Source organism: uncultured Shewanella sp. (assembly GCF_947501225.1).
Classification (GTDB): Bacteria; Pseudomonadota; Gammaproteobacteria; order Enterobacterales; family Shewanellaceae; genus Shewanella.
In genome coordinates, this window is the sequence record NZ_CANMUW010000026.1 from 1 (window position 1) to 22,330 (window position 22,330).

At 47.3% G+C, this 22,330-nt stretch carries 21 protein-coding genes; 11 read left to right on the forward strand and 10 right to left on the reverse strand.

Annotation, left to right across the window (positions count from 1 at the left end):
- Nucleotides 1-144: 144 nt before the first annotated feature.
- Both Q1B47_RS20970 and amrS read right to left on the reverse strand, forming a co-directional pair.
- Entirely contained in the window at nucleotides 145-1,866 is a 1,722-nt protein-coding gene (locus Q1B47_RS20970; RefSeq protein WP_299798457.1) for a methyl-accepting chemotaxis protein, read from the reverse strand.
- Nucleotides 1,867-2,082: 216 nt separating this feature from the next.
- Complete coding sequence (amrS, locus tag Q1B47_RS20975; RefSeq protein WP_299798542.1) at nucleotides 2,083-3,162, reverse strand: AmmeMemoRadiSam system radical SAM enzyme; 1,080 nt, start codon at nucleotides 3,160-3,162, stop codon at nucleotides 2,083-2,085.
- A gap of 102 nt (nucleotides 3,163-3,264) precedes the next feature.
- Here amrS and amrB point away from each other — a divergent pair, with 102 nt between their 5' ends.
- A complete protein-coding gene (amrB, locus tag Q1B47_RS20980) occupies nucleotides 3,265-4,077 on the forward strand; it encodes an AmmeMemoRadiSam system protein B (protein ID WP_299798460.1) in 813 nt (270 codons plus the stop codon).
- Nucleotides 4,055-4,645, forward strand: coding sequence for an AmmeMemoRadiSam system protein A (amrA, locus tag Q1B47_RS20985; RefSeq protein ID WP_299798463.1), 591 nt, complete (start codon nucleotides 4,055-4,057; stop codon nucleotides 4,643-4,645). Before amrB ends, amrA begins: the two co-directional genes overlap by 23 nt.
- Here the strand turns inward: amrA and Q1B47_RS20990 are convergent.
- Nucleotides 4,620-5,183 (reverse strand): GNAT family N-acetyltransferase, encoded by a 564-nt coding sequence (locus tag Q1B47_RS20990; RefSeq protein ID WP_299798465.1) that lies wholly within the window; start codon nucleotides 5,181-5,183, stop codon nucleotides 4,620-4,622. The two genes, amrA and Q1B47_RS20990, sit on opposite strands and share 26 nt — an antisense overlap.
- A 462-nt stretch (nucleotides 5,184-5,645) precedes the next feature.
- Between Q1B47_RS20990 and Q1B47_RS20995 the strand changes: the two genes are divergently transcribed.
- Nucleotides 5,646-7,178, forward strand: a complete 1,533-nt coding sequence (locus tag Q1B47_RS20995) for an MFS transporter (RefSeq protein ID WP_299798468.1) — start codon at nucleotides 5,646-5,648, stop codon at nucleotides 7,176-7,178.
- Between the two features lie 108 nt (nucleotides 7,179-7,286).
- Here the strand turns inward: Q1B47_RS20995 and Q1B47_RS21000 are convergent, their stop codons facing one another.
- The 5 genes from Q1B47_RS21000 to Q1B47_RS21020 all read right to left on the reverse strand — a co-directional run bounded on the left by Q1B47_RS21000 (nucleotide 7,287) and on the right by Q1B47_RS21020 (nucleotide 13,571).
- Nucleotides 7,287-7,898: an acetate uptake transporter gene (locus Q1B47_RS21000; RefSeq protein ID WP_299798471.1), complete on the reverse strand. Its 612-nt coding sequence runs from the start codon at nucleotides 7,896-7,898 to the stop codon at nucleotides 7,287-7,289.
- 792 nt (nucleotides 7,899-8,690) lie between these two features.
- The gene (locus Q1B47_RS21005; protein ID WP_366873994.1) at nucleotides 8,691-10,994 is read right to left on the reverse strand and encodes an OmcA/MtrC family decaheme c-type cytochrome; all 2,304 of its coding nucleotides are present in this window, start codon (nucleotides 10,992-10,994) and stop codon (nucleotides 8,691-8,693) included.
- A 168-nt stretch (nucleotides 10,995-11,162) separates the two neighbouring features.
- Nucleotides 11,163-12,128: a LysR family transcriptional regulator gene (locus Q1B47_RS21010; RefSeq protein WP_299798474.1), complete on the reverse strand. Its 966-nt coding sequence runs from the start codon at nucleotides 12,126-12,128 to the stop codon at nucleotides 11,163-11,165.
- Nucleotides 12,129-12,237: 109 nt separating this feature from the next.
- Nucleotides 12,238-12,939, reverse strand: a complete 702-nt coding sequence (locus tag Q1B47_RS21015; RefSeq protein ID WP_299798477.1) for a pseudouridine synthase — start codon at nucleotides 12,937-12,939, stop codon at nucleotides 12,238-12,240.
- Nucleotides 12,940-12,947: 8 nt separating this feature from the next.
- On the reverse strand, nucleotides 12,948-13,571 hold the full coding sequence (locus Q1B47_RS21020; RefSeq protein WP_299798480.1) for a metalloregulator ArsR/SmtB family transcription factor: 624 nt from the start codon (nucleotides 13,569-13,571) through the stop codon (nucleotides 12,948-12,950).
- A gap of 148 nt (nucleotides 13,572-13,719) precedes the next feature.
- On the opposite strand from Q1B47_RS21020, the gene Q1B47_RS21025 reads away from it, so the two are divergent.
- The 3 genes from Q1B47_RS21025 to Q1B47_RS21035 are packed head-to-tail and all read left to right on the forward strand — an operon-like array spanning nucleotide 13,720 to nucleotide 15,235.
- A complete protein-coding gene (locus Q1B47_RS21025) occupies nucleotides 13,720-14,364 on the forward strand; it encodes an NAD(P)H-dependent oxidoreductase (protein WP_299798483.1) in 645 nt (214 codons plus the stop codon).
- A 24-nt stretch (nucleotides 14,365-14,388) separates the two neighbouring features.
- Entirely contained in the window at nucleotides 14,389-14,763 is a 375-nt protein-coding gene (locus Q1B47_RS21030; RefSeq protein ID WP_299798486.1) for a VOC family protein, read from the forward strand.
- A gap of 52 nt (nucleotides 14,764-14,815) precedes the next feature.
- Nucleotides 14,816-15,235: a VOC family protein gene (locus Q1B47_RS21035; protein WP_299798489.1), complete on the forward strand. Its 420-nt coding sequence runs from the start codon at nucleotides 14,816-14,818 to the stop codon at nucleotides 15,233-15,235.
- Nucleotides 15,236-15,368: 133 nt separating this feature from the next.
- On the opposite strand, the gene Q1B47_RS21040 is transcribed toward Q1B47_RS21035, so the two are convergent.
- Nucleotides 15,369-15,617 (reverse strand): hypothetical protein, encoded by a 249-nt coding sequence (locus Q1B47_RS21040; RefSeq protein ID WP_299798492.1) that lies wholly within the window; start codon nucleotides 15,615-15,617, stop codon nucleotides 15,369-15,371.
- Nucleotides 15,618-15,829: 212 nt separating this feature from the next.
- On the reverse strand, nucleotides 15,830-16,165 hold the full coding sequence (locus Q1B47_RS21045; protein WP_299798495.1) for a DUF1971 domain-containing protein: 336 nt from the start codon (nucleotides 16,163-16,165) through the stop codon (nucleotides 15,830-15,832).
- A gap of 123 nt (nucleotides 16,166-16,288) precedes the next feature.
- Here Q1B47_RS21045 and Q1B47_RS21050 point away from each other — a divergent pair, with 123 nt between their 5' ends.
- From Q1B47_RS21050 to Q1B47_RS21070, 5 genes are all read left to right on the forward strand, one after another.
- Nucleotides 16,289-16,759: a YcxB family protein gene (locus tag Q1B47_RS21050; protein ID WP_299798548.1), complete on the forward strand. Its 471-nt coding sequence runs from the start codon at nucleotides 16,289-16,291 to the stop codon at nucleotides 16,757-16,759.
- 235 nt (nucleotides 16,760-16,994) lie between these two features.
- Entirely contained in the window at nucleotides 16,995-17,873 is an 879-nt protein-coding gene (locus tag Q1B47_RS21055) for a universal stress protein (RefSeq protein ID WP_299798498.1), read from the forward strand.
- A gap of 126 nt (nucleotides 17,874-17,999) precedes the next feature.
- The gene (locus tag Q1B47_RS21060) at nucleotides 18,000-20,756 is read left to right on the forward strand and encodes an ATP-binding protein (protein ID WP_299798501.1); all 2,757 of its coding nucleotides are present in this window, start codon (nucleotides 18,000-18,002) and stop codon (nucleotides 20,754-20,756) included.
- Nucleotides 20,749-21,117: an Hpt domain-containing protein gene (locus tag Q1B47_RS21065; RefSeq protein ID WP_299798504.1), complete on the forward strand. Its 369-nt coding sequence runs from the start codon at nucleotides 20,749-20,751 to the stop codon at nucleotides 21,115-21,117. The genes Q1B47_RS21060 and Q1B47_RS21065 overlap by 8 nt, the downstream gene beginning before the upstream one ends.
- The gene (locus Q1B47_RS21070; protein WP_299798506.1) at nucleotides 21,086-22,279 is read left to right on the forward strand and encodes a response regulator; all 1,194 of its coding nucleotides are present in this window, start codon (nucleotides 21,086-21,088) and stop codon (nucleotides 22,277-22,279) included. The genes Q1B47_RS21065 and Q1B47_RS21070 overlap by 32 nt, the downstream gene beginning before the upstream one ends.
- Nucleotides 22,280-22,330 lie beyond the last annotated feature (51 nt).

The following is a 22,330-nucleotide window of genomic DNA, read 5'->3' on the forward strand; positions in this document are numbered from 1 at the left end:
TCGTAGCTCGTAGCTCGTAGCTCGTAGCTCGTAGCTCGTAGCTCGTAGCTCGTAGCTCGTAGCTCGTAGCTCGTAGCAAGCGTAAAAAAAGGGCTGTCACTACGACAACCCTTCCTGCATTCTTAATTCTTGTTTACACCGACGCTACACCCTGTAGTGGGCGATCTCCTGCTGCATCGACTCTGCCAGGCTAGCCAGCTCCTGGGTGGCGACATTGCTCTGCTCGGCGCCCGCTGCTGTCTGATCTGAAATATCGCTGATATTGATGATGTTTTGATTGATCTCTTCGGTAACCGAGCTCTGCTGCTCTGAAGCTGTCGCTATCTGAGCATTCAAGGCATTGATCTGCTCGATGCTGGCCATGATCTGCTGCAGCGCGTCGCCGGCCTGCTGAGATTTATCGACACTTAACCTAGCCTGCTCGGTACCACGCTCCATCATCACCATAGAGTCTCGGGCTCCCTGCTGCAACCGCTGGATCATCTTCTGGATCTCTTCGGTGGAGTCCTGTGTCCGTTTGGCTAAGTTACGCACCTCATCGGCCACCACGGCAAAACCTCGTCCCTGCTCACCGGCGCGTGCGGCCTCGATGGCGGCATTGAGCGCCAGCAGGTTAGTCTGCTCTGAGATCCCCTGAATCACGTCGACCACGGAGCCGATTTCATCCGAATGTTGTGACAACAGCTTCATCGCCTCGGTCGCGCTGTCCATCTCTTTAGAGAGGGTTTCTATGACCGCAATGCTCTCATCGACGACACTCTGACCATTACTGGCGGCGCCATTGGCCTCTTCGGAGGTCGTCGCCGCGGCAGCCGCGCTCTGCGCCACCTCACGCACCGTCGCCGTAAACTGATGTATTGCGGTTGCGATCAGCTGGGTCTGCTGCTGTTGATCGACGACGTTACGTTGAGTCTGAGTCGAAACCACAGAGTTTTCTTCGGCCGAGCTCGCCAAGCGGGATGTCGAGTCGTGGGTGTTTTGCACCGCATGTTGGAACCTGGAGGTGATCTGATTGACGTAATCTGCAATATGGGAGAACTCATCGTCTCCCCCCAGATCGATACGCTTGGTCAGATCGCCATTTGCGATATCGACGGCGGTATTTTCCAGCCCGGTAACCGCCTTACTCACCCTGCGGATCAGCAGGGTCGAAGAGATGGAGATAACTAAGATACTGAAGGTAGAGAAGAGGATAACCATAGGGATAAAGGTAGAGACACGCGATTGAGACTCATCAAACTTCACCTGACCTTTGTCCAGCTCTAACTTCAGAAAGGCCTCTGTTTCGGCTGTGATCTCTTTAAACAGCGGGTTAATCTGAGTCAGCAGTATTTTGTTGGATCCCAGATAATCACCCTGTCTCAGTGCACCCAGGGCCGGATTGAATCCGGTTTCTGTAACTCTGTCCAGCAGTTGTTGCAGTTGCTTAATCTTGGCCAGTTCATCTCCTTCAAGTGGCGATTTAAGGATCTTATCATCGATGATCTGGTGAAGACTACGGATAGAGGACTCGGTATCTTTGATATGCTTATCGACTTCGTGGTTATGCATCTCGGAAAACGGATTCGAAGGGTCATGCTGAAAAGCCAGCAGTAACCCGCTACGGGCACTACCAAGCTCCTCGAGAACCTTAGTCGCCCGAATACTCTGCTGCATCTCCTGATGATAGAGGCTCTCTATCGAGGAGCCTGTCTCCTGCATGGCCGTCACCCCTTGGTAACCAAGAAACAGAAATGAGATGATAGTGAGAAATGCGATTAATTTTTGCTGGAATCTGACCGATTTTATCTTATCCATAAATCCGGCAGTTTGATTATTGGAGTGTTGAACACGAACATTCCCTGTGAGGTGATCTACCGCAGACATAATGACTCCCATTATCTCCTTAACTATCCCAAACGGAATAGTTAAGGGCATTAGTTTTTGCTTTAGTTTTATGCACTGGTCTTAGCAGTACGGATATAGTTACCAGCATAGAGGAATACTCACTATTAGGTAGCTTTTAATGAGGTGGGAGTATAAATAATTGATCCCCATCACAAGTATGAAACATACAAATAACAAGCTCTGAATAGAAGGGTTTTAAGCTATTGAGATCGGGATCCTGTTACGACCAAAATGACCGGGGCCGTCGCAGAAGCGACCGGGAATTTGAGCCCCGCAATAGTAACACTTTCCCTCTGAATCAAGGTGATAGTCACCCAACTCATACCAATCCCTGTTTATCACCTGCCTCTTGCACTCCGGGCAGTAAGTACTGCCACCTGCAACGTCGAATACATTGCCGGTATAGACATAATTGAGCCCCTGTTGCAGTGCGATATCTCTGGCTCTTTCAAGGGTAGAGGCCGGCGTTTTAGGTTTATCCAACATATGAAAGTCAGGGTGAAAGGCACTGAAGTGCAGCGGCACATCCGGCCCCAGGTTGTCATAGATCCACCGGCACTGCTGCTCCAACTCGGTTGAGGAGTCGTTTTCCCCGGGGATCAACAAGGTAGTGATTTCGAACCAGAGCTGGGTCTCATGGCGAACATAGAGCAGGGTATCGAGTACATCACTGAGGTGTCCGCTACAGATCTTTTGGTAGAAACGCTCTGTAAACCCCTTAAGATCGATATTGGCGGCATCCATATACCTGAAAAATTCGACCCTGGGCTCAGGATTGATATAACCGGCTGTGACGGCGACGGTTTGGATCTGATGCTCCCGGCAGGCCTTGGCCACATCGACGGCATACTCGAGAAATATCACAGGATCATTATAGGTAAACGCTACGCTCTTACACCCCATTCGCGCAGCCGTGCGTGCCAGAGCATCCGGACTCGCGCTGGCGCTGAGGGTATCAAATTCACGGGACTTACTGATGTCCCAGTTTTGGCAAAACTTACAGCAGAGGTTACAACCGGCGGTACCAAATGAGAGTACCGAGCTTCCGGGGTAGAAGTGATTCAGGGGCTTTTTCTCTATAGGATCGATACAGAAACCGCTGGAGCGTCCATAGGTGGTCAGCTTAATCATGCCATCGAGGTTCTGGCGCACGAAACAGACCCCCCGTTTGCCATCCCGCAGCTGGCACTCTCTGGGGCAGAGGTCGCACTGAACACGACCATCTTCAAGTTTGTGCCAATACTTAGTGGGGACAATGTTGCTATCGATTTTCATCTCATTGCTTTCGGCCACTGCCGCAAACCTCCTACATCGCCTATACTTAAAGCCTAGTTTAAATTTGTTTATTAAGCTTCGATAAGCTTCAAGAAGGTTCAGATGTTAAGCTCGATACGCCAACCCGCCGTGGCCGATCTTTTCTACCCTGCCGACCCGGTCGAACTAACGACCGAAATCAAACAATTTCTCTGTGCATCTAACGGCAACTTCGCAGCCCAGGAGCCATTCTATGGCAACAAGCCACGACCCAAGGCGCTTATCGTTCCACATGCGGGCTATATCTATTCGGGGTTCGTCGCAGGAAGCGCCTTCTCCCTGCTGCTTCATACTCATAAGATAAAGAGGGTGATCCTGCTCGGCCCGGCTCACCGGGTCTACCTGGAGGGCTGCGCCCTCCCTGAGGCTAATACCTTCGCAACTCCATTGGGAAACATCACAGTAAACCAGGAGCACTATGCCGAGTTAACAGCCCTGGAGAAAGTTATCATCTCAGATCTGCCACACCTGGATGAACACTGCCTCGAGGTACAGCTGCCATTTCTGCAGTTTTGTCTGAATCAATTCAGTCTGCTTCCTGTCGTGGTGGGTGAGTGCTCCCCCTCAACGGTGGCCGATATCCTGGAGCTGTTTAGCCAACAGGAAAACACCTTAATCGTGGTGAGTACCGATCTAAGCCACTACCACACCTATGATGAAGCCTGTCGGATAGACAGGCAAACCTGTGAACAGATATTGAATCTTGACTCCCTGATCTCGCCCCATCAGGCCTGTGGCTGCTATGCACTCAATGGACTAAACAGGTATGCGAAGAGACACAAGTTGGCCATTGAGCAGCTGTGTTACCTGAACTCAGGTGACAGCGCCGGAGATAAGAGTAAGGTGGTAGGTTATGCCAGCTTCGCCCTCTATTAACCTCTCACAAGAGGAGAAACAACGACTGCTAGCCCTGGCAAGAGAGACCCTGGTTCGCTATTTTGCCTCACAGCAGACCGATGTCGAGACACCGGCCGGCGATCCCCTGCTCTCCCGCCGGGCCGGTTGCTTCGTCACCCTGTTTCTCGATGGCGATCTCAGCGGCTGCATGGGTGATATCGAAGGCCGCCGTCCTCTGGCAAAAAGCATTCCGGAGCTGGCGCTTTGCAGCGCCTTCAAAGATAATCGATTCGCTCCCCTGCTTGCATCGCAGATGGAGCGGCTCACCATTGAGATATCGCTGCTCTCTCCCCTGACGCAACTAACCGTCCATGATGAGGCCGAACTGCTTCGCTACCTGACAGACCATCCATACGGAGTGGTGCTGAGCGACCCCTTTCACCGCTCTGTCTATCTTCCTCAGGTATGGGAGCAGCTGCCACAGCCTCGAGAGTTTATCCGGGAGTTGAAGTGTAAGGGAGGCTGGAGCGCCGATTATTGGTCCGGGGATATGCGGGTCGAGATATTCACCGTGGGCCATTTCAGGGAGCAAGAGAGCACAGATTAAGACTCATACGGGTAAAGGCATAGGAGCTGCCATCGATCCTGAACATATCTTCAACTTCACCATTTTTTATAAATCCGCTTGCCTGATACAGTGCGATAGCCGGTAGATTTTCGGATAGCACCCAGAGATCGATCCATTCGATTCCGGCTTCATCTTTTGCCCATTGACGAACAGTGTGAATTAACTTTCTTCCCAGCCCCATGCGCCTGGCGTCGCTATGTACTCCCATGCCAAGCAGGGCTCTGTGCTGTGTATATTTTTCGCCATGACCACGAAGATCGATATGACCAATAATTGAGCCTGCATTATCAAACGCTCCCCAGACTCGTCGCCAACCGGATTGTGGAAAGACTTTGGCGACTCCAGATGAGAAGCCTAGCTCCATCTCTTCTGTTAACCCATCGGACTCCGGCGACAGAGGCTGGAAAAGCGGATTATCTCCCCGCCCGTTCTCCGCTAACTGCTCTCTCAGGTAGGAAAAAAACTTCGCCAAATCACTCTCGGCAATTAGACGAATCTCAACCTTACTCTCTTCCACTATTTCACCTCTCCATATCATTATTCAGCGAGACACCTGCTCACAGATTGATTCCGTTTCGACAGTTATCTCACAAGCAGGGTAAACATGCATCAGAATCATGATGATGAAGACTTAATCACCAAAGTCATAAAACAGCAACAATAAAGACAGGAGCATTGAAAATACAATAAGTTAAAAGTCACCCTGATAATTTTTTAATTTGACATAGGAAACGGAGATGTTCCAATTTGAACGGGTATGTGTGACTCCTAGCCCCCAATATTCCAGAGCCTGAACAGCGCTGGCCAGCCAAGATGATAAAAGTCCTGAAACATGAAGTTTGTTTAAATATCTATATTCACTTTGGTGTTTTTCATCAAATTAGGTAAAGTGTCGGCAGCAATCATTAACGTTCCGGTAATCTCAATCATCGCAATTACCACGAACAATTAAAATAATTATAAAATTTAAAGGAAGGGTATGAGCGACTCAAAAGATGCTTACGAAGGCAATGACCTGCGTGAAGTCAAACAGCTGGGTATGTGGGCCTCCATTGCCAGCTTAAGTTATATTTTCTGGATCGTCGGTGGCATGGAGCTCGTTGAGCGAATTGCCTACTACGGTGTCAAAGCCAGTGCAGGCCTTTATGCTAAGGCCCCGGTTTCAGAGGGAGGCTTAGGAATCAGCCTTAATGACTACGGTATCATTATCGCTATCTGGGCCTTGATGCAGACCTTCGTACCCGTATTTACCGGCGGGATCTCTGATAGGGTCGGTTATAAAGAGACGATTTTTGCCTCCACAGTGATCAAGATCGCAGGCTATCTGGTTATGGCCTTCTTCCCTAACTTCTATGGCTTTCTAATCGGCGCCATATTACTGGCAAGCGGAACAGGGATATTTAAACCGGGAATTCAGGGAACGCTGGTACTCTCCACCGGCAGGCAAAATACCTCTATGGCTTGGGGTATCTTCTACCAGGTGGTCAATATCGGTGGCTTCCTTGGCCCCTTGGTAGCAGTGCATATGCGTCAGCTGTCATGGGATAACGTCTTCTACGCTTGCGCGGCAATAATTTCACTTAACTTCCTGTTTTTACTTGCCTATAAAGAGCCAGGTAAAGAGGAGAGACTGGAACGAAGCAGAAAAATTAAGTCGGGTGAAATTCAGCAGCAGGCACTGTGGAAAGACGCACTGCATGAACTGAAAAAGCCGGTGGTGATCTACTACATGCTGGTGTTCGCTGGTTTCTGGTTCCTGTTTAACTCACTGTTCGATGTCTTACCTATCCATATCGCCGAGTGGGTCGATACCAGCGTCATCGTCACCTCCCTGTTTGGCGCCGAGGGCACCTCGAATGGCTTCCTCCAGTTTTGGCTGGGGCTGGATAACACGGGAACTAAGGTGATGCCCGAAGGCATGCTCAACCTCAATGCGGGCATGATCATGACCACCTGCTTCCTGGTCGCAGCCTTAACGGCTAAGTATCGAATCACTACCGCCATGCTTGGCGGCTGTCTGCTAAGTATCTTCGCCTTCGTCATCATTGGTGCGACCAACGCCGCCTGGATGATCGTGCTGGCCATTGCCATGTTCTCTTTCGGTGAGATGATGATAAGCCCCAAGAAGAATGAGTTTATGGGGAACATCGCACCTGAGGGTAAGAAAGCCATGTATCTCGGCTTCGTAATGCTACCACAGGGCATCGGCTGGACTTTAGAGGGATACTTTGGGCCTAAGCTTTATGAGATGTACGCTTCGAAGGAGATCTTCTCTCTGGAGCTACTGGCTGAGCGTGGCATGAGTGCGGCGGAGGTCAGCGCCATCCCACAGGGTGAAGCCTTCACGACTCTGGTCGCTTATACCGGTGAGCCGGCCAAGGAGCTGACGACCTTGTTATATAACACTCATAATATAGGTATGGCCTGGTATATCATCGCCGCCATCGGCACCATCTCCGCCATAGGTATCTACCTGTACGGCAAGTGGCTACTGAAACTTCAGCGGGCTTAATAGTTTGGTTATCTAAAAATAGATCATCAGTTAAAAACAAAAAAGCTGACATCGCTGTCAGCTTTTTTATTGCTCATCTCAAATTTTCTTGAGCTAACTCACCGTCAGTTAAGCGGCTTTTAGCTGAACCCCGGCTTGAAACGACTCAGTCGGCTTCGCCGCTAACTCGCCTACAGGTAATATCGTACGGCCGTACTCTGCATTGAGTACCTGTGCCATGGCGAAGTAGATGGCGCTGGCACCACAGAAGATACCTTCGAAACCGGCGATGGTGCCGATCAACTCGCTGCCGGTAAAATCTCTGGCCGCCAGAAGGAAGAAGAGAATCGTCAATGAACCGAATACAAGCTGCTTAGCACGTGGGTAGCGTAATGAACCCACAAACATAAATGCGGTGAAGATACCCCACATCGTCAGATACCACCCCATAAAACCGGCAGGGCTTGCGGCAGCCAGCCCCATCTTAGGCAGTACGAGTAAACCAACAAGTGTTAACCAGAACAATCCATATGAGGTGAAAGCTGTTGTACCGAATGTGTCACCACGCTTAAAGCACATGCAACCAACGATCACCTGGCTTAAGCCACCGTAGAAAATCCCCATTGCCAGGATCATAGAATCGATCGGGAAGAAGCCCGCATTATGAATGTTTAAAAGTACGGTAGTCATACCGAAGCCCATTAGGCCAAGTGGTGCTGGGTTAGCTAGTTTCGTCGACATCGATTTTCCCTACAGGAATTTCCAACAGAATAAAGTTAATTAACATATGCCAAACTATGTAACGACTTACACAGCAGTGCGCGTCGAAATCATTTGGTCATAAATCGTGGCGGCGCATTCTAGAGGATGGGATTTAACATATCAAACGAGTAAACAGCGACCAGCCCCGGGCGGACAACAATCGGCACAACCAGTAACGGAGATGAGAAAAAATGAAACAAAACATTGAGTTAAAAGTTATTCAAAACCTCCGTACCATCTTATCTCTCCTTGTTGATATTGCAAAGAGGTAAATGGCAGATAATTAAAAGTCGATTACTTTCATAAGCTTAAACAGTGATAAGCTGAGAGTCTGAATTATAGCCACTACAAAGGGCGGTCCCACATCACACAACTCAGGTAAGTGTGACCCAGTACTCAGCAACAAGGCGTTCGATATAACATGCAAACTCCCTAAACGATCTAAACGGCGCGGTTTAACAACCAAGCTCACAAATACCATATTTATTTTGACCGCGTTCTCAAAAGCATCAAATAGGAGCTCTGCTGATTAAAACTCACAGACTTTAGTCCAGATTCTGTAGGTCTCAACCGGAAATACATGAAGGAAATGATGTTGTTAGCCCCATCAAGTAACCCCCAACTCAGTTACAAGGCGGTATCAAATCGATAAAAAATGGGGCCCAAAGGCCCCAGAATTAACAAAGAAATGTTAACAAAATACTATTTGCAAAAAGCTGTTTGCAAAAAGCTGTGGGCCGCAGGGATGCGCCCACAGTGGGTGACTGCTATTTAGTGCCCGCCTCCCATATGCATCTTATCGATACCGAAATCTTTACCTTCTGCGTGACAGGTTGCGCAAGACTCGACAGGCAGATCAGAGGTTGCAACCGCTTCACCTTCAACAACAGCACCATTACTCTTGAAGTGAGCCAGTGCCGCTGGTCCTGAGTGAGCATGACAGGTTCGGCAAGCTTCAGCCACTGGTGAGATAAACATGGTGGCTCCGCTATCGACTGCGATAGCACGCTTACCGGAAGTCAACCCACCATCGGCAGCAAACAGGTTAACGCCATCTTTGTGACATGCACTACATTGTGTCGCAACGGCAGGGAAACCTTGTGTCTCCATATCAGAATTGAGGTGTATCGCAGGGAAGCCTCTGTTGTCATCCCAAAGACCCGTATGGAAACGGTGCGCAACAGCGAACAGATCACGGGTATGATAAGTCAAACCTTCAATCGGCTTGAAGATAGGATTACCCTCTGCGTCAACCTCATCACTCTTGTACTCGACACCGACATGGAATGAGCCACCCCATGTATTGTTATGACAACCTACACATTGGTCGAAACGCTCGTTTCCGTAGTGCTTAGCGATACCGAGTGATGTATGACAGGTATTACACTTAGCTTCATCTGCGGTTATGCGAAGTGGATCGCTTTGACGGGCAATGGTTGCCCCACTGCCATCGGCATTAGCGAGGTTCCAATAAGCTGGTGCCATAGTAACGGCGACATAGCCGATATCATACTGAGCTTCACCGCTACCATCTAAGCAGGCAATCATCATGCCTTTAGAGTCGGTACATACAGAGAAACGTGGTGTAATGGCAATACTCTTACCACCCAGGTTGTATTCGGCGCTTTGAGTCACAACCAGCTTACCGCCAACAGCCGCAGTACCATTCAAATTGACAGATGCGCTACCATAGTAAGTACCATCGGTATCGACCCAACCGGTCTTCATCTGGTCATATTTTGTGAACTCGGTGAACTCGAAGCCATCGGCAACTGGAGCGCCATCGACGGTCACATCGAAGGTCACTACGATCTCATCTTCAATCGGTGACACATTTTCAGTGTAAGAGACAGAGCTAACGGCAATCTCAATCGAGTCTGTTGCCATCGCACGAATGCCAACTTTATGAGCCTGTATCGGGCTCAAGCTACCGGCACCGTGACAGCCGGAACAGGCTGCATCGCTACCAGGAACAATTCCGCGGTGGTTTTCACCGGTTGTGAAGTCAACCTCCATATGACATCCCTGACAGGCTTCGGCGTAGACATTATCATTCCAACCCGATGCACCATCATGACAGGTAGTACACTCGTTTATTTCACTTGGGAACCCAATTTCACCAAACTCCTCTTTCGCCTCACCGACAAGTTCGTCACCAAAGTGATGTCCCTTGTGGATGGTGTGGATCATGGCATTGAAGTTAGCGTTAAAGCCCTTTTCCGGATCGTCTTGTCCACCAGCGTAGGCGGGGTTATGACATGTGATACAGTTTTCAACTTTTTGATAGTTGTGGTGAGCACCGATATTGGCGATGCGTATATCACCTTCACCGTAGCCTTCCATCTGTGTGTGACACTTGATACAGGCCGCATTGGAAACAATATCTTTTGCCGAAACCGCCAACTCTCCGGTTGATGGGTTAAAGTCCAGAGGCGTAGAGAGTAACTTATCTGAGATCCCCTCTCCTTGACTATTGACCACATTATAGGAGCGGATCATGACACGATAGAGAGTATTTGGATCGCCACCGGCCAACACGACAGGGGCATTACCATCATGTGTCCAGGTACCGGTATAGGTGCCTGGATTTTCAGGGTCTTCGACCAAGGTACAGGCATCGACCTCGGCGCCACCGCGAGCCGTGGCCTTACCGGTAGGCGTGCAGTACATGCTAGAGCCGAATTCATTGGTAAGGGTATTGTTGGCCCACAACATGGGCGCGCCAGTATCTGTAGTATTAACGGTTTGATTAGTCACATAAAGCGCAACCTTATCTAAACCAACGAAAGGTACAGCTTCACCTTTACTGTTTTTTCCGGTTACTGCGAACTTAAGAGCGAAATCTTCACTTCCAACGACTACGATATCGGCTGGCGCTAAAGTCAGGACATAATCTGCCGCCGACTCTACGGTATTAGTAAACGAACCTGCAGGAAGTCCAGGAGTCCCCGGAGTCCCAGGCGCGCCCGGCTCTCCCGGTGCACCATCTTTACCATCATCACCATCACACGCAGTCAGGCCAATGACACCAATCAGTGCCATGGCCAGTAAGGATCTATTGTATTTTTTCATCATCTGTCCCCATATATTTAATGCCTGCTATTGCAGTAGATAAAATATAAAAGAACCCGAAGAAAATGTTGCAACTAAGTGATCAAGCTGTGAGCAGCATTTGAAGATTCAGTTATCGAAATTTCAATATCTGAAAAGAGTAATTTCGATAACTGGAATTGAGTTTGCTCGTTATGAAAATGTCAGTAACCCCTTAATAATACTGATTATCATTTCTCGGTTGTCATCGGTATACCGCCGATGGGAGGCCGGTTTCTCTATTAAATAGTATTGAGGAGACATCATATCCCCATGAAGTTTCTTTACCTCGGCTTCGGGTAACTCCTCTATGCGGATCCCGGGCATATTGTTGATAATTTCAGCCTCTACCGCCGGAGCAAACGCCAGACTCCCCATGGTCAATAAATTGCTGTACCACTGCTCCTTGCCCTTAACCTTTTCGACACTATTGAGAGGTATCCCCGTCTGGCGGCAGTAGACCTCCAATGGATCTATCTTGTCATTGAACCCCTTCCCCTCCAGATAGAGAAAAGGGTGCTTGCAGATCTCATCTAAACTCAGGTTTGGAAGGGCCTCCCAGATGGGATGTCTCGTATTTCCCGCCAGGTAAACCGAGTTTAAGGTACCTAAGTGCTCAAAATTCAGATCCAGGTGGTGAGAGGTATCGAAGGCCACTCCCAGGTCTAACCCGCCGCTGTGAATCAACTCGGCAGAATCGTCTCTCCAGGGATGGAGCCTAATCTTTCCTATGCATTTCAGTGAATCATTGTTGCATAACACCAAGGAGAGACTCGCCATGATGCCCGGCGTCACGGCGATATTAAGAATGGGAGTTGAATCAAACTGATTAACTTCAAACGCTACCTGCTCAATCTTGGCCACCGAGTCGCAAAACTGACAGATGGGCTCATATAGATGCTCGGCCAACGGGGTTGGTTTTAAGCCTAACTGACGGCGATAGAATAGCTCATCATCGAAGGTCGTCCGTAACATGGTCAGGCAGCGACTGATCTTAGGCGCCGAAACATTCAGCTCTTTTGCAGCGGCATTCGCATGACCGGTTTGAAAAATAATTTTAAATACCTGTAAACAAAATACATCGAGTTCACTGATCTTCTTGATTGTATGATTTGTCATCTTGTATTGAGATTATTAATTCGTGGTGATAGGTATAGCACATTAGAATTGTTAAATGAATGATCTGGATTAATTGAACCTTAAATCATCTCTTTGACTTCATTAGGAACTACAGGGATATCTCCTCTCCGGTGAGCGCCCGACTCTCTCCCGGTTTCAAGCTGTTATCGAGCACTATGTTACCCACCGAAATTCGATGCAGGCCTATGACCGGATTACGAAAACGACCGAACATCCGCTTGATCTGGTGGTAACGTCCCTCATAGAGCGTCACTAATGCCGTATGATTATCTACAATCTCAAGCTCTGCCGGCAGGGTAGTGATATCTTCAAACTCAAAATACATCCCTTTAGCAAATGCGGAGATATACTCCTCTGTCAGGGGGTTCTTTAATTGGACGCGATAAAGTTTACCAACCTTATGTTCGGGATCCATTAACCGCTTCGACCAACGCCCATCGTTTGTGAGCAGCAAGAGTCCTGAAGTATTGAGATCCAACCGACCCACGATATGCAGGCTCTCCTTATCCTCTCTGTCTATCAGGTCTATCACCGTCTTATGATTCTCATCAATCGTAGCACTCACCACACCAATGGGCTTATGCAACATGAGATAAGTTGGTTCATTGGCTTGTAGTACTCTATTGTCCAGACAGACATGAGAGAACTCATCCACGATTTGGTCAATATCCCGGGCGAGCTCTCCATCGACCTTAACACGGCCTTTAGCCAACATAAGCCGTACATGTTTTCGATTGATACCTGTCTTGACGCTGATAAACCGATCTAACCTGGCGCGCTTCGATTCCATCTGATAATTTACCACTCGTTAATGGGTGTGACTCTGTAAGCACAGCGACGTGCGCCCTCGATAATGTGCTCTTCACGGCTGACTTCAGCCCCCTTTAACAAGGTTTGAAACAGAGTTAACTCAGACCGACAAAAGTTGAGGCACTTACTCGCAGCGGCACAGATAGGACAATGATTTTCCAGCAGTAAAAACTCCCCCCCCAGCTCATTAACCGTCGCCATATAGCCCTCACTCGATCTCAGCTCAGCCAAAGCATGAAGTTTTGCACTGAGTGTCTCCTCCGTAGTCAACCTTTGCCGGTACAGTTCAAGAGAGCTCTGCTCCCTGTGTGATATAAGCTTATCCAGTCCACTCTCCCCAAATACCGTAATAACAGAATCGATCAGTTGCAGTGAGAGTTCGTCGTGGCGATCGCTGAAATGACTGTTACTTTTCGGTGTCAGTGACCAATATCGGGTTGGACGACCTCTGGGGGCTTTTTTATCTTCAAAGCAGATATCCCCCTCCTCCTCCAACGCTTGCATATGTTGACGAACGCCCATAGTCGTAAGAGAGAGCTCACTCGCGAGAACCTTAGCGGTGAGCGGACCTTGAGTCTTAAGCAGCTGAATGATCTTATCACTGGTTTTCATAACATGTTCCTCTTTACCTCCCGGCTATTATTACCTACACAGGAATTAAGTAAACTTTTTTATTTACTTTTTATCCGGCATGATCTTTACAATGTTTAGTAAAGCATCTACATTATAAAACAATTAGTAAACAAAAAGGTTTATTTAAATGAAGTTACTTATTGTCAGTGGCAGTCAGAGAGCTCAGTCGCAGAGTGCGAAAGTCGCTAAATATTTGGCTGTAGCAGCGACAGGTTATTCAGAGGTCAGTCATATAGAGCTGTGCCGTTTCGACCTGCCGCTTTGGGATGGTGAACCACAGACTAAAGCCGCAGAGGGAAATCCCTGGACCATGATCAGTCACAAGGTTCGTCGGGCAGATGCATTGATCTTAATCACTCCGGAGTGGGGAGGCATGGCTTCTCCGCTGCTGAAAAACTTCCTGTTGATGTGTGATAATCAGGATACCGCCCACAAGCCAGCCCTGTTGGTATCGGTTGTCAGTGGTATAAGTGGTGCTTACCCCATCGCCGAACTCAGAATGAACGCACTTAAAAATAATAAGTTGGTTGCACTTCCTGACCACCTGATAATTCGAAACGTCACACAAGTTCTCAATACTCCCCCCGGTGTCAACAATAACACTCCCGAGTGTGAACAGAGTATTGAGTATGGACGTGAAATTGATTTAAGGGACCGCATCGATTACAGCTTACATATGCTGCATCAGTACAGTGGTGCCTTGAAAGGGATCCGCAAGAGGCATGACTCAACTCCCTACCCCAAGCAACAGGAATATTGCTACGGCATGTAGTTTCAACATAGAGAGGTCTTTGCAATGAGGTTGAATCAAATCACTTTTCCGGTATATGAGATGAAAACTGCAATCAACTTTTATCGCAAAATGGGCTTCGAGTTAATTGTCGATACTCCCCACTATGCGAGGTTTCACTGCCCGGATGGCAACGCCAGTTTTTCACTCTCCTTACAGGAAAAAAGCGAGCGCAATAGCAGCACTATATACTTTGAACATGAACGGCTCGATGAACTGGTGCAACTATTACTCGAACGTGGCTTCCTATTCGACCAGTTGCCGACCGATCAGAAATATCTCTGGCGCGAGGCCAAACTACAAGATCCATCAGGAAATAAAATTGTTCTTTATTGGGCCGGAAAAAACCGTTTATTCCCTCCGTGGCGAGTAAACAGTTAAGGGGCAAAAAACACAATTACTGAACCTAACGACACACTACGAGGAGCAAGTCATGATACACCTAGAACACTTAAACTTAGTCGTCAGGGATATCCCTGAGGCACTGAACTTTTATCGCGCAGCATTCCCACACTGGAAGGTTCGCGGCGGTGGTGAGGGGAGCTGGCATGGAAAGCCCAGAGATTGGGTTCATTTCGGTGACGACTATCAATACTTAACCTTTAACAATGACGGTGTTGGCGAAAACCGCGATCTGAAAGGCCACCAGGTCGGGTTAGCTCACTTTGCATTTGTTACGAACAACCTGGATGCAGTCATCGAGCGACTTATGTCTGCCGGATACCCGGTTGACAAAGAGGGAGCAGAAGATGATTTCAGAAAAAATGTTTATTACATAGACCCAAACGGCTATGAGGTAGAGTTTGTGGAGTATTTAAGCGATATCCCATCGGAGCGAAATCGTTACGATTAACAAGGCAGTATGGAGTAGAGGATTGAGCCTGATCGACTCAACCTTTTTCAGGAAAGAATAGCCCTTAAGCTGGAGCTAAGCCGAAAATAGAGAAAAAAATTAACATCAGCATACACTAGAAATTCCAGCTTGATTACCCCATCCAGATAATCAGGGTAAGTAAGATTAAATAGAAAAAAAAGCCGGTGATATATACAGAAAAGAAGTCATTCTTCGCCAACCGCTTTTCACTATTGAAGACACCAGGGAGATAGAGTGGTTTTTGTATGCGTCCGAAAGAGATAACCCCTAAGACCACAGCTCCGGTGGTATACAGGAGAAATGAGAGCAGAAACTCCCAGAAAAACCAGAAAAAAAGTTCGGCTATGCTTCCTAACAACATCCCCTCTCCCCATCCACCATCTCATTCAACTAAGCTGAATTTATCTCGAAAGAGACACGGTACCACTGTAACGATTTGAGGTGTAAATGTCATGTTAATATTTGTTAACCGCAGGTTTAATAAGCGAAAGGTCCCCTGAAGATCGCAAGCTAATATTGTCGGTATCAGGTTCCGGTTCGATATTCACAAAATCCGGCTCGGTATTTTGGCTATCAAGTTTTCTTTAAACCCACTTCACCGAGCAAAGGTGAGCCCTCGTGAGCAAAGAAGTGGATCTCAAACTGAGTATCATCTGTTAACGGCTCAAACCTATGCCAATACTGCGGGTGAGATATTGCCGTTTCATTCGCCTTTACCAATACTACCTTTTCCGGCTTGGCCGATTTATCAGCGTAACCATAAAACCTTAACTCTCCACAGATAACATGCAGCAGGCCATAGACTCCCACTCTTGTATAGTGAGGTTCAAGCAGTACCTTAGGCATACTCTTTGTGGTAAAGACACAGGTTGAATGATAATTAACATAGCCCTTGGGAACAAATGACATCACTTAGCCTTCATCGATTGACTCTCATCAATAGAGTTTAGATGCACCTTAGTTACTAATACAGGATTTGAATTGCTATTGGATAAGGTTAAACTAAGGTCAAACTTAACCATACAGATGCCAATGAACTCCCCTTTTAGCTATACCAGTCATTACATTCTCGATAAAACTCATTTCAGCGAATGCTTCGATGAATCGGTAACAACCGACCCATCTCCCAAGGCATACTATAAGGCTATCGGCTTTTTTCTGGTGGGAACGGCACTATTACTGACGGGCGCGAACGCCTATGCCTCGCTCTTTATTGTCGCACTGGGGGCTTTAGAAGCACTGAGTGTTAAATTCAAGAAAACCTGGTGGCTATGGCGACAGATGATGAGCAAGGCCGCCAATAATGAAGTACAGCTCACTATCGATGAGAAAGGGGTAAACAGCAAGTCACTCCATGTTGACAGCAGCATTTTGTGGAGTGAGGTCACTAAATTAACCATAACTAACAAGGGCTTTCTAATCCGACATGGAAATGGTGTCACATACATCTCAAAGCGTTCCCTCGATGCTGCAGCCATCGAGTTTATCAGCGCCAAAGCCTAATCGTTAAATCAAGAGACCAGGCCTCACCGTTAAGGCATGACTCAGGTATCCGGTGGCCAGGTTGAAACACCACGGCAATACATAAAAAACTTTATAATTAAAAACTTAAAATACCTAGATGATTAGGCACTATAAAGATGGAATATTAGTCAAAATCATTCTTATTTCCCTCCCCCATTCTGATGATGCTTCGGCTACAGTTTACCAAGGGCTCTTCAATTAATAGGATGTATCTATGATTGGATACAAACATATATTAGCCGTCGTCGATACTCGTCCATCTTCCCGCTATGCACTGAATAAGGCCCTGATCTTATCCGCAAGGGCTCAAGCAAAGCTCACCCTACTGGAGGTCACCCCCAAAGGCTCACTGCTTACCAGACTGACACAGCCAAACTCAGACGCTAACCCCTTTATCATTTATGAAGATCTTTTAGCGCAATACAGAAAGCAGGGAGTGGAGGTGGCAATCAAGACGCGTCTCAACAACAGGCTCTCCCGAGCCATATTGGGTGAGCTTGAACAGGATAACTACGATCTCGTTATTCTCAACTATAAACACCACAACCCTCTCTTTCACAAATTTTCCTTTGCCGACGAATGGCGGCTCCTGAGGGAGAGCGACGTTGCAGTGATGTTAGTCGGTGCTCATGATTGGGAGAAGGAGGGCCACATCCTAACAGCAATAGAGACTGATGACTCGAGCCGAAAACACACCGACTTCAACCGGAAACTACTCGAGGAGACTGAGCATTTAGCCAGACTCCTCAACAACGATATTCATCTACTTAACTGCTTTCAGGAACAAAACCTCAGTATGGCAGTGACCCAGCCTAAGGAGGAACAGCAACCCTTAAACGAAGAATCCCGCCATTGGATGAGTCTCGTTGACTCGGCCAAACCATATCACCTTGAAGACAGTCACCTCCATCTGGAAGAGGGGCTCGCGGACCATATCATTCCCGATATGGCCAAGAGGTACAGAGCCAATGTCGTCATTCTCGGCTCCGGGGAGCACCATGGTTTACTCAGCCAACTAAAGGGCCACACCAGTGAACAGATAATAGATCAACTTAACTGTGATATTTTTGCCATAAAACCCGCATCAGTGTGAACACCATCCGGACTTTTCAATTTTAGATGAGGTAACGATGCAAAAAAGCTTCCGGACCTGACAGGCTAAAAATATAACAACTGCTATTATTAAATCAGGATTTTTTTCGCAGAGTACTAAGGGACTATGTACGCAACCTCATCACCGGATCTGACCCCTTTTCCAATAATGATCTGCAACAGAGAGGGGGATATTTTATCTGTAAACTCAAGCTTTAAAGAGCAATTCGATGTTTCCGATGAGCAGCTCTCAGGAGAGGCTGGCCACCGCTTTTTCCATCTGTTTAAAGATTTGAGCACAACCAACAGTTCGGTGTTCATTCATCATTTAATTGAAAAAAAACAGTTCTTTTCCACTCTATCGATTAATGACAAGAATATTTGCGTCAATGTCAGCATAGGTGAAAACCCGTCAACTCCCGAGCAGTACTGGTTAATCGTCAACAAGTGCGGAGAGTGCCGAGCCAAAAAATACCAGGCAAAACACAAGCTGGAAAGGCTGAATCATGCAATTCAAAGCGCGAACATCGGGATTTGGGAATACTCTCCCCATTCAAAAATTTGTTACTTCTCACCCAAGTTCAAAGAGCTCATAGGAGTGATACCCGACAGCCCCCTTAGCTGGCCTGATTTCAAGGCGCTGATCGATCCAAGGGATCTGGAAAATCTCGATCGGTATCTGGATGAAAATATTGAGCCGGGAGTCCGGCTCAACCTGGAGTTCAGGGTGCAAATCGATGAAAAGGAGCGGTGGTTTGAACTGAGAAGCGAAGCCATTTTATCCAAAGATAACCACTACGCACATACAGGTACACTGATAGATTGTACCGAAGCCAAAAACACCCTCTTTGCACTGCATGACGCGATTGAAAGTAAAAACATCGCCCTGGATGCGGGAAATATCGGTAACTGGCGGGCCGAGATAGACAGCGAAAATAACTGGATATGGGACTGGGATAGCCGGGCAAATAATATGTTTGCACTTCAGCCCGAAGATATCGGTAACTTAGACAGATGGGTTGAGAGGCTGCACCCGGAAGATCTGGAGCGAATCATGGCCGCAGTCGAGCACTCACTGGAGACCGGAGAGTTATTCGATCAGCAGTACCGCTCAATCTTACCCAATGGAGAGACCATCTACATCCATGCCAAAGGCAAGGTTGGACAGAACTGCGACAAACAGAACTGCCGAATCGATGGGATCTGTATCGACCAGTCTCCCATTTTCAAGATCCAGGCTGAACTGCAAAAGGCGAACGATGAGCTCGAAGCCAGGGTTGAACAGCGTACTCAAGAGTTCCAACACGCCAAAATTCGGGCTGAGCAGGCCAGTCAGGCCAAAAGTGAATTCCTATCCATGATGAGTCATGAACTGCGCACTCCCATGAATGCCGTCATAGGTTCACTGGATCTACTCACCCTCTCAGAACAGAGCCAGGAATCAATGTCCTTGATAGAGACGGCTGCAACCTCGGCAACCAACCTCATCTATATTCTTAACGATATTCTGGATATCAATAAGATTGAAGCCGGAAAGATGCAATTAGAGCAGCGTGACTTCTCACTGTCCGAGGTAATAGACAGCGTAGTTCAGGTGTTTTTACCCATAGCGCAGAAGAAAAAGGTGACACTCACTATCCATGAGGACCCGGACATACCCAGGTACCTCGAAGGTGATGCGGTTAAAGTGCGGCAAATTTTATTCAATTTACTTGGCAATGCGATAAAGTTCACTAACTCAACGGATATCAAGCCCGGAGAGGTGCAGCTGTCAGCTAAGGTATCGGAACAGAACGGCATCATCTATAAAGTTAATTTTTCAATCATAGATAATGGCATCGGTATAGATAGAGAGACTCAGAAAAAACTTTTCACTCCATTCACACAGGCACAACGTTCAACCACCAGAAAATATGGCGGCACCGGACTCGGCCTTGCTATCAGTGGTAACCTGACTGGAATGATGGGAGGAGAGATTGGACTGGATAGCACGCCAGGTAAAGGCTCAACCTTCACGGTAGAAATCCCCTTCTGGCGGGCTAAGAATGAGCCTCATCCTCCGCGTCCAACGCTGAACAATCACTCGGTTGCAGTTATCGGCCTTGCTGAAACTAAAGCCTGTCAGCAAACAATACTCAGACACCTGAAAACCGAAGGGGCAATGGTGTCCAAAATAGAGATAGATGATCTATCAAGGGCGTTAAAAGCTTTTGATGTTGTATTACTGCTTACTCAATCTCTTAGCTGTATCGACTCAAGACCAATGACGCTTATTCGAACAGGTGCCGACCTATCGAACCTAATCCTTGCCCTTCCACGTACCGAGATATCTAGCATACGAAAAACCATGCCCCATATCTCTGTGTTACCAACCCAGCCGATGACCAGGATGCAACTGATATCATCGGTGCAAAATATTATCGACGACGACCTGCAACTGGACTTAGATGAACTGGATATTGATGAACTGGTCTTAGGCCCGGATTCAGGTGCAAAAAAGATAGATAAAGCCGAGGTCTTGGTCGTGGAAGATAACCCCCTCAATCAAAAGTTGATCAAGGAGCAGTTATCTACATTAGGCTATCGATGCGACTTGGCCGAGGATGGCAGAGAGGGCATCAATCAATGGAAGAGTGTCGACTACAAGTTGATCTTAACCGACTGCCATATGCCCAATCTGGATGGATACGATATGGCAAAAGAGATCCGCCAATTGGAACAGCAAACGAATAAGAAAGCTGTCCCTATCGTTGCCGTTACCGGCGCAGCCATGAGCGGCGAAGCCGAATACTGCTATTCGACAGGAATGAATGACTTTGTGAGCAAGCCTATACTCTTAAAGGATCTGAAGAAGGTCATGGATAAATGGTGCTCCCATGACTGAGAAGCAACTAAAGATACTGAACAGAGATGTAATGATAGGGCTTATCGGTAATGACCCTGAGATGATCAGACAGTTTGAGATAGATTTCTTAAGGCAGGCAAAAATTTCGCTTAACAAAATCGCTGCCATGTATAACGACAGCAGACTTTCAGAGATAAGAGAGGAAGCCCACTTTCTTAAGACATCTGCCAAAGCGATTGGGGCAGAACAAACGTCATACCTACTTCAAGCCCTGGAAAACTCAGGTCTGGAACAGGATAAAGTCGAATGCAAGAATCTGATTTTAAAAATCAAAGAAGCCTTGAAACGCGTACACGGAGTAATTGTCAATGACAACACAACCTCACCTAGCATGCCGTAACCCTAAAGTCATTATGCTCTATGAAAATGAGGAGGATGTGCTGGGTGCAGCCAGTATCATTGCCGATCAAGTTGAGGAGTATCGTACGATTCAGGTCAAAGTAAACATTGGCGAAAAAATAAATAAGTTCAAACCGTCGGTGATCCTGTTTGCCCTGACAACGGTACAGAAAAGCATCGAACTTTATACTGAGATGCTCACCGACAAGTCTCTGGACTACCCACATTACAGTATCTTACTCTGTAAAAACCGGGAGTCCGGCACCGCATTTCGTTGCTGTATCAAAAATATCTTTGACAACTATTTTGTCTATCAACCTCTGTATGAGAAATTTCGCTTAAAAATGATCGTTCACAGCGGCTTACTCATAAGTCAAGCGACAAGCCACTATGCGGGATTACATGAGGAACAACTCGAAAATGTAGGTCAGGAGTTAGCTTCACTCATAGATAAAAGCAGTGAATGTAAGCGGTCACTCCTCGGCTCTATCGAGGTTTGTAAGCAAAATTTAAATGAACCCAATAAGTTAGTAGAGAAAGATTTTAATACCAACCTCTCCTCCAAGAAGCTGATGGAGAATATCAATAAAACCCATGTAGAACCCCTGCTTGCAGAGCTGGAAAACAACATAAAATCCAGCCTGGACGAGATGATACAGCAACTACTCTCGAAACAGGTCGGTATCGAGGTGTTAGAGGCGAAGATAGCCGAACTTTCCCGTGTACTCCCCCCCGAGGAGCATACAATAGCCGAAGCTTTATCAGCCCCCATTGAAAAAGAGAGTGTTGAGACGCAAAAAGCGAAGAGGATTCTGGTCGTCGAAGATAACCAGATATACCGGGACATGCTGGTCAGGGTATTAGCCAAAGAGAACTTTCAGGTCGACGAAGCTGAAGATGGATTAAACGCATTACAGAAGATACGAAACAACAAATATGCCCTGGTGTTAATGGACCTGTTTATGCCTAACTTAGATGGGATAAATACAACCATACAGATTAAATCTGTATCCGGCGGAAAAAACCTGCCGATAATCGCACTGACAGGGAACAAGAATAAAGATCTGATAAAAACCTGGGCTGAGCAAGGTTTAAAGGGTTATATCCTCAAACCGTCGACTAAGCATGAGATACTCGAAGCCGTAAACCGGGTCATCTGTTGATAGAGCCGAAGCGATAATATCTATACAACTGTTTGCATAGCACTATCGCAA

Excerpts from the sequence above, each read along its gene's own strand:
- Q1B47_RS20970 (WP_299798457.1), bottom strand. The coding sequence starts at position 1,866 with ATGTCTGCGGTAGATCACCTCACAGGGAATGTTCGTGTTCAACACTCC.
- amrS (WP_299798542.1), bottom strand. The coding sequence starts at position 3,162 with ATGAAAATCGATAGCAACATTGTCCCCACTAAGTATTGGCACAAACTT.
- amrB (WP_299798460.1), top strand. The coding sequence starts at position 3,265 with ATGTTAAGCTCGATACGCCAACCCGCCGTGGCCGATCTTTTCTACCCT.
- amrA (WP_299798463.1), top strand. The coding sequence starts at position 4,055 with ATGCCAGCTTCGCCCTCTATTAACCTCTCACAAGAGGAGAAACAACGA.
- Q1B47_RS20995 (WP_299798468.1), top strand. The coding sequence starts at position 5,646 with ATGAGCGACTCAAAAGATGCTTACGAAGGCAATGACCTGCGTGAAGTC.
- Q1B47_RS21000 (WP_299798471.1), bottom strand. The coding sequence starts at position 7,898 with ATGTCGACGAAACTAGCTAACCCAGCACCACTTGGCCTAATGGGCTTC.
- Q1B47_RS21005 (WP_366873994.1), bottom strand. The coding sequence starts at position 10,994 with ATGATGAAAAAATACAATAGATCCTTACTGGCCATGGCACTGATTGGT.
- Q1B47_RS21010 (WP_299798474.1), bottom strand. The coding sequence starts at position 12,128 with ATGACAAATCATACAATCAAGAAGATCAGTGAACTCGATGTATTTTGT.
- Q1B47_RS21015 (WP_299798477.1), bottom strand. The coding sequence starts at position 12,939 with ATGGAATCGAAGCGCGCCAGGTTAGATCGGTTTATCAGCGTCAAGACA.
- Q1B47_RS21020 (WP_299798480.1), bottom strand. The coding sequence starts at position 13,571 with ATGAAAACCAGTGATAAGATCATTCAGCTGCTTAAGACTCAAGGTCCG.
- Q1B47_RS21025 (WP_299798483.1), top strand. The coding sequence starts at position 13,720 with ATGAAGTTACTTATTGTCAGTGGCAGTCAGAGAGCTCAGTCGCAGAGT.
- Q1B47_RS21030 (WP_299798486.1), top strand. The coding sequence starts at position 14,389 with ATGAGGTTGAATCAAATCACTTTTCCGGTATATGAGATGAAAACTGCA.
- Q1B47_RS21035 (WP_299798489.1), top strand. The coding sequence starts at position 14,816 with ATGATACACCTAGAACACTTAAACTTAGTCGTCAGGGATATCCCTGAG.
- Q1B47_RS21040 (WP_299798492.1), bottom strand. The coding sequence starts at position 15,617 with ATGTTGTTAGGAAGCATAGCCGAACTTTTTTTCTGGTTTTTCTGGGAG.
- Q1B47_RS21045 (WP_299798495.1), bottom strand. The coding sequence starts at position 16,165 with ATGTCATTTGTTCCCAAGGGCTATGTTAATTATCATTCAACCTGTGTC.
- Q1B47_RS21050 (WP_299798548.1), top strand. The coding sequence starts at position 16,289 with ATGAACTCCCCTTTTAGCTATACCAGTCATTACATTCTCGATAAAACT.
- Q1B47_RS21055 (WP_299798498.1), top strand. The coding sequence starts at position 16,995 with ATGATTGGATACAAACATATATTAGCCGTCGTCGATACTCGTCCATCT.
- Q1B47_RS21060 (WP_299798501.1), top strand. The coding sequence starts at position 18,000 with ATGTACGCAACCTCATCACCGGATCTGACCCCTTTTCCAATAATGATC.
- Q1B47_RS21065 (WP_299798504.1), top strand. The coding sequence starts at position 20,749 with ATGACTGAGAAGCAACTAAAGATACTGAACAGAGATGTAATGATAGGG.
- Q1B47_RS21070 (WP_299798506.1), top strand. The coding sequence starts at position 21,086 with ATGACAACACAACCTCACCTAGCATGCCGTAACCCTAAAGTCATTATG.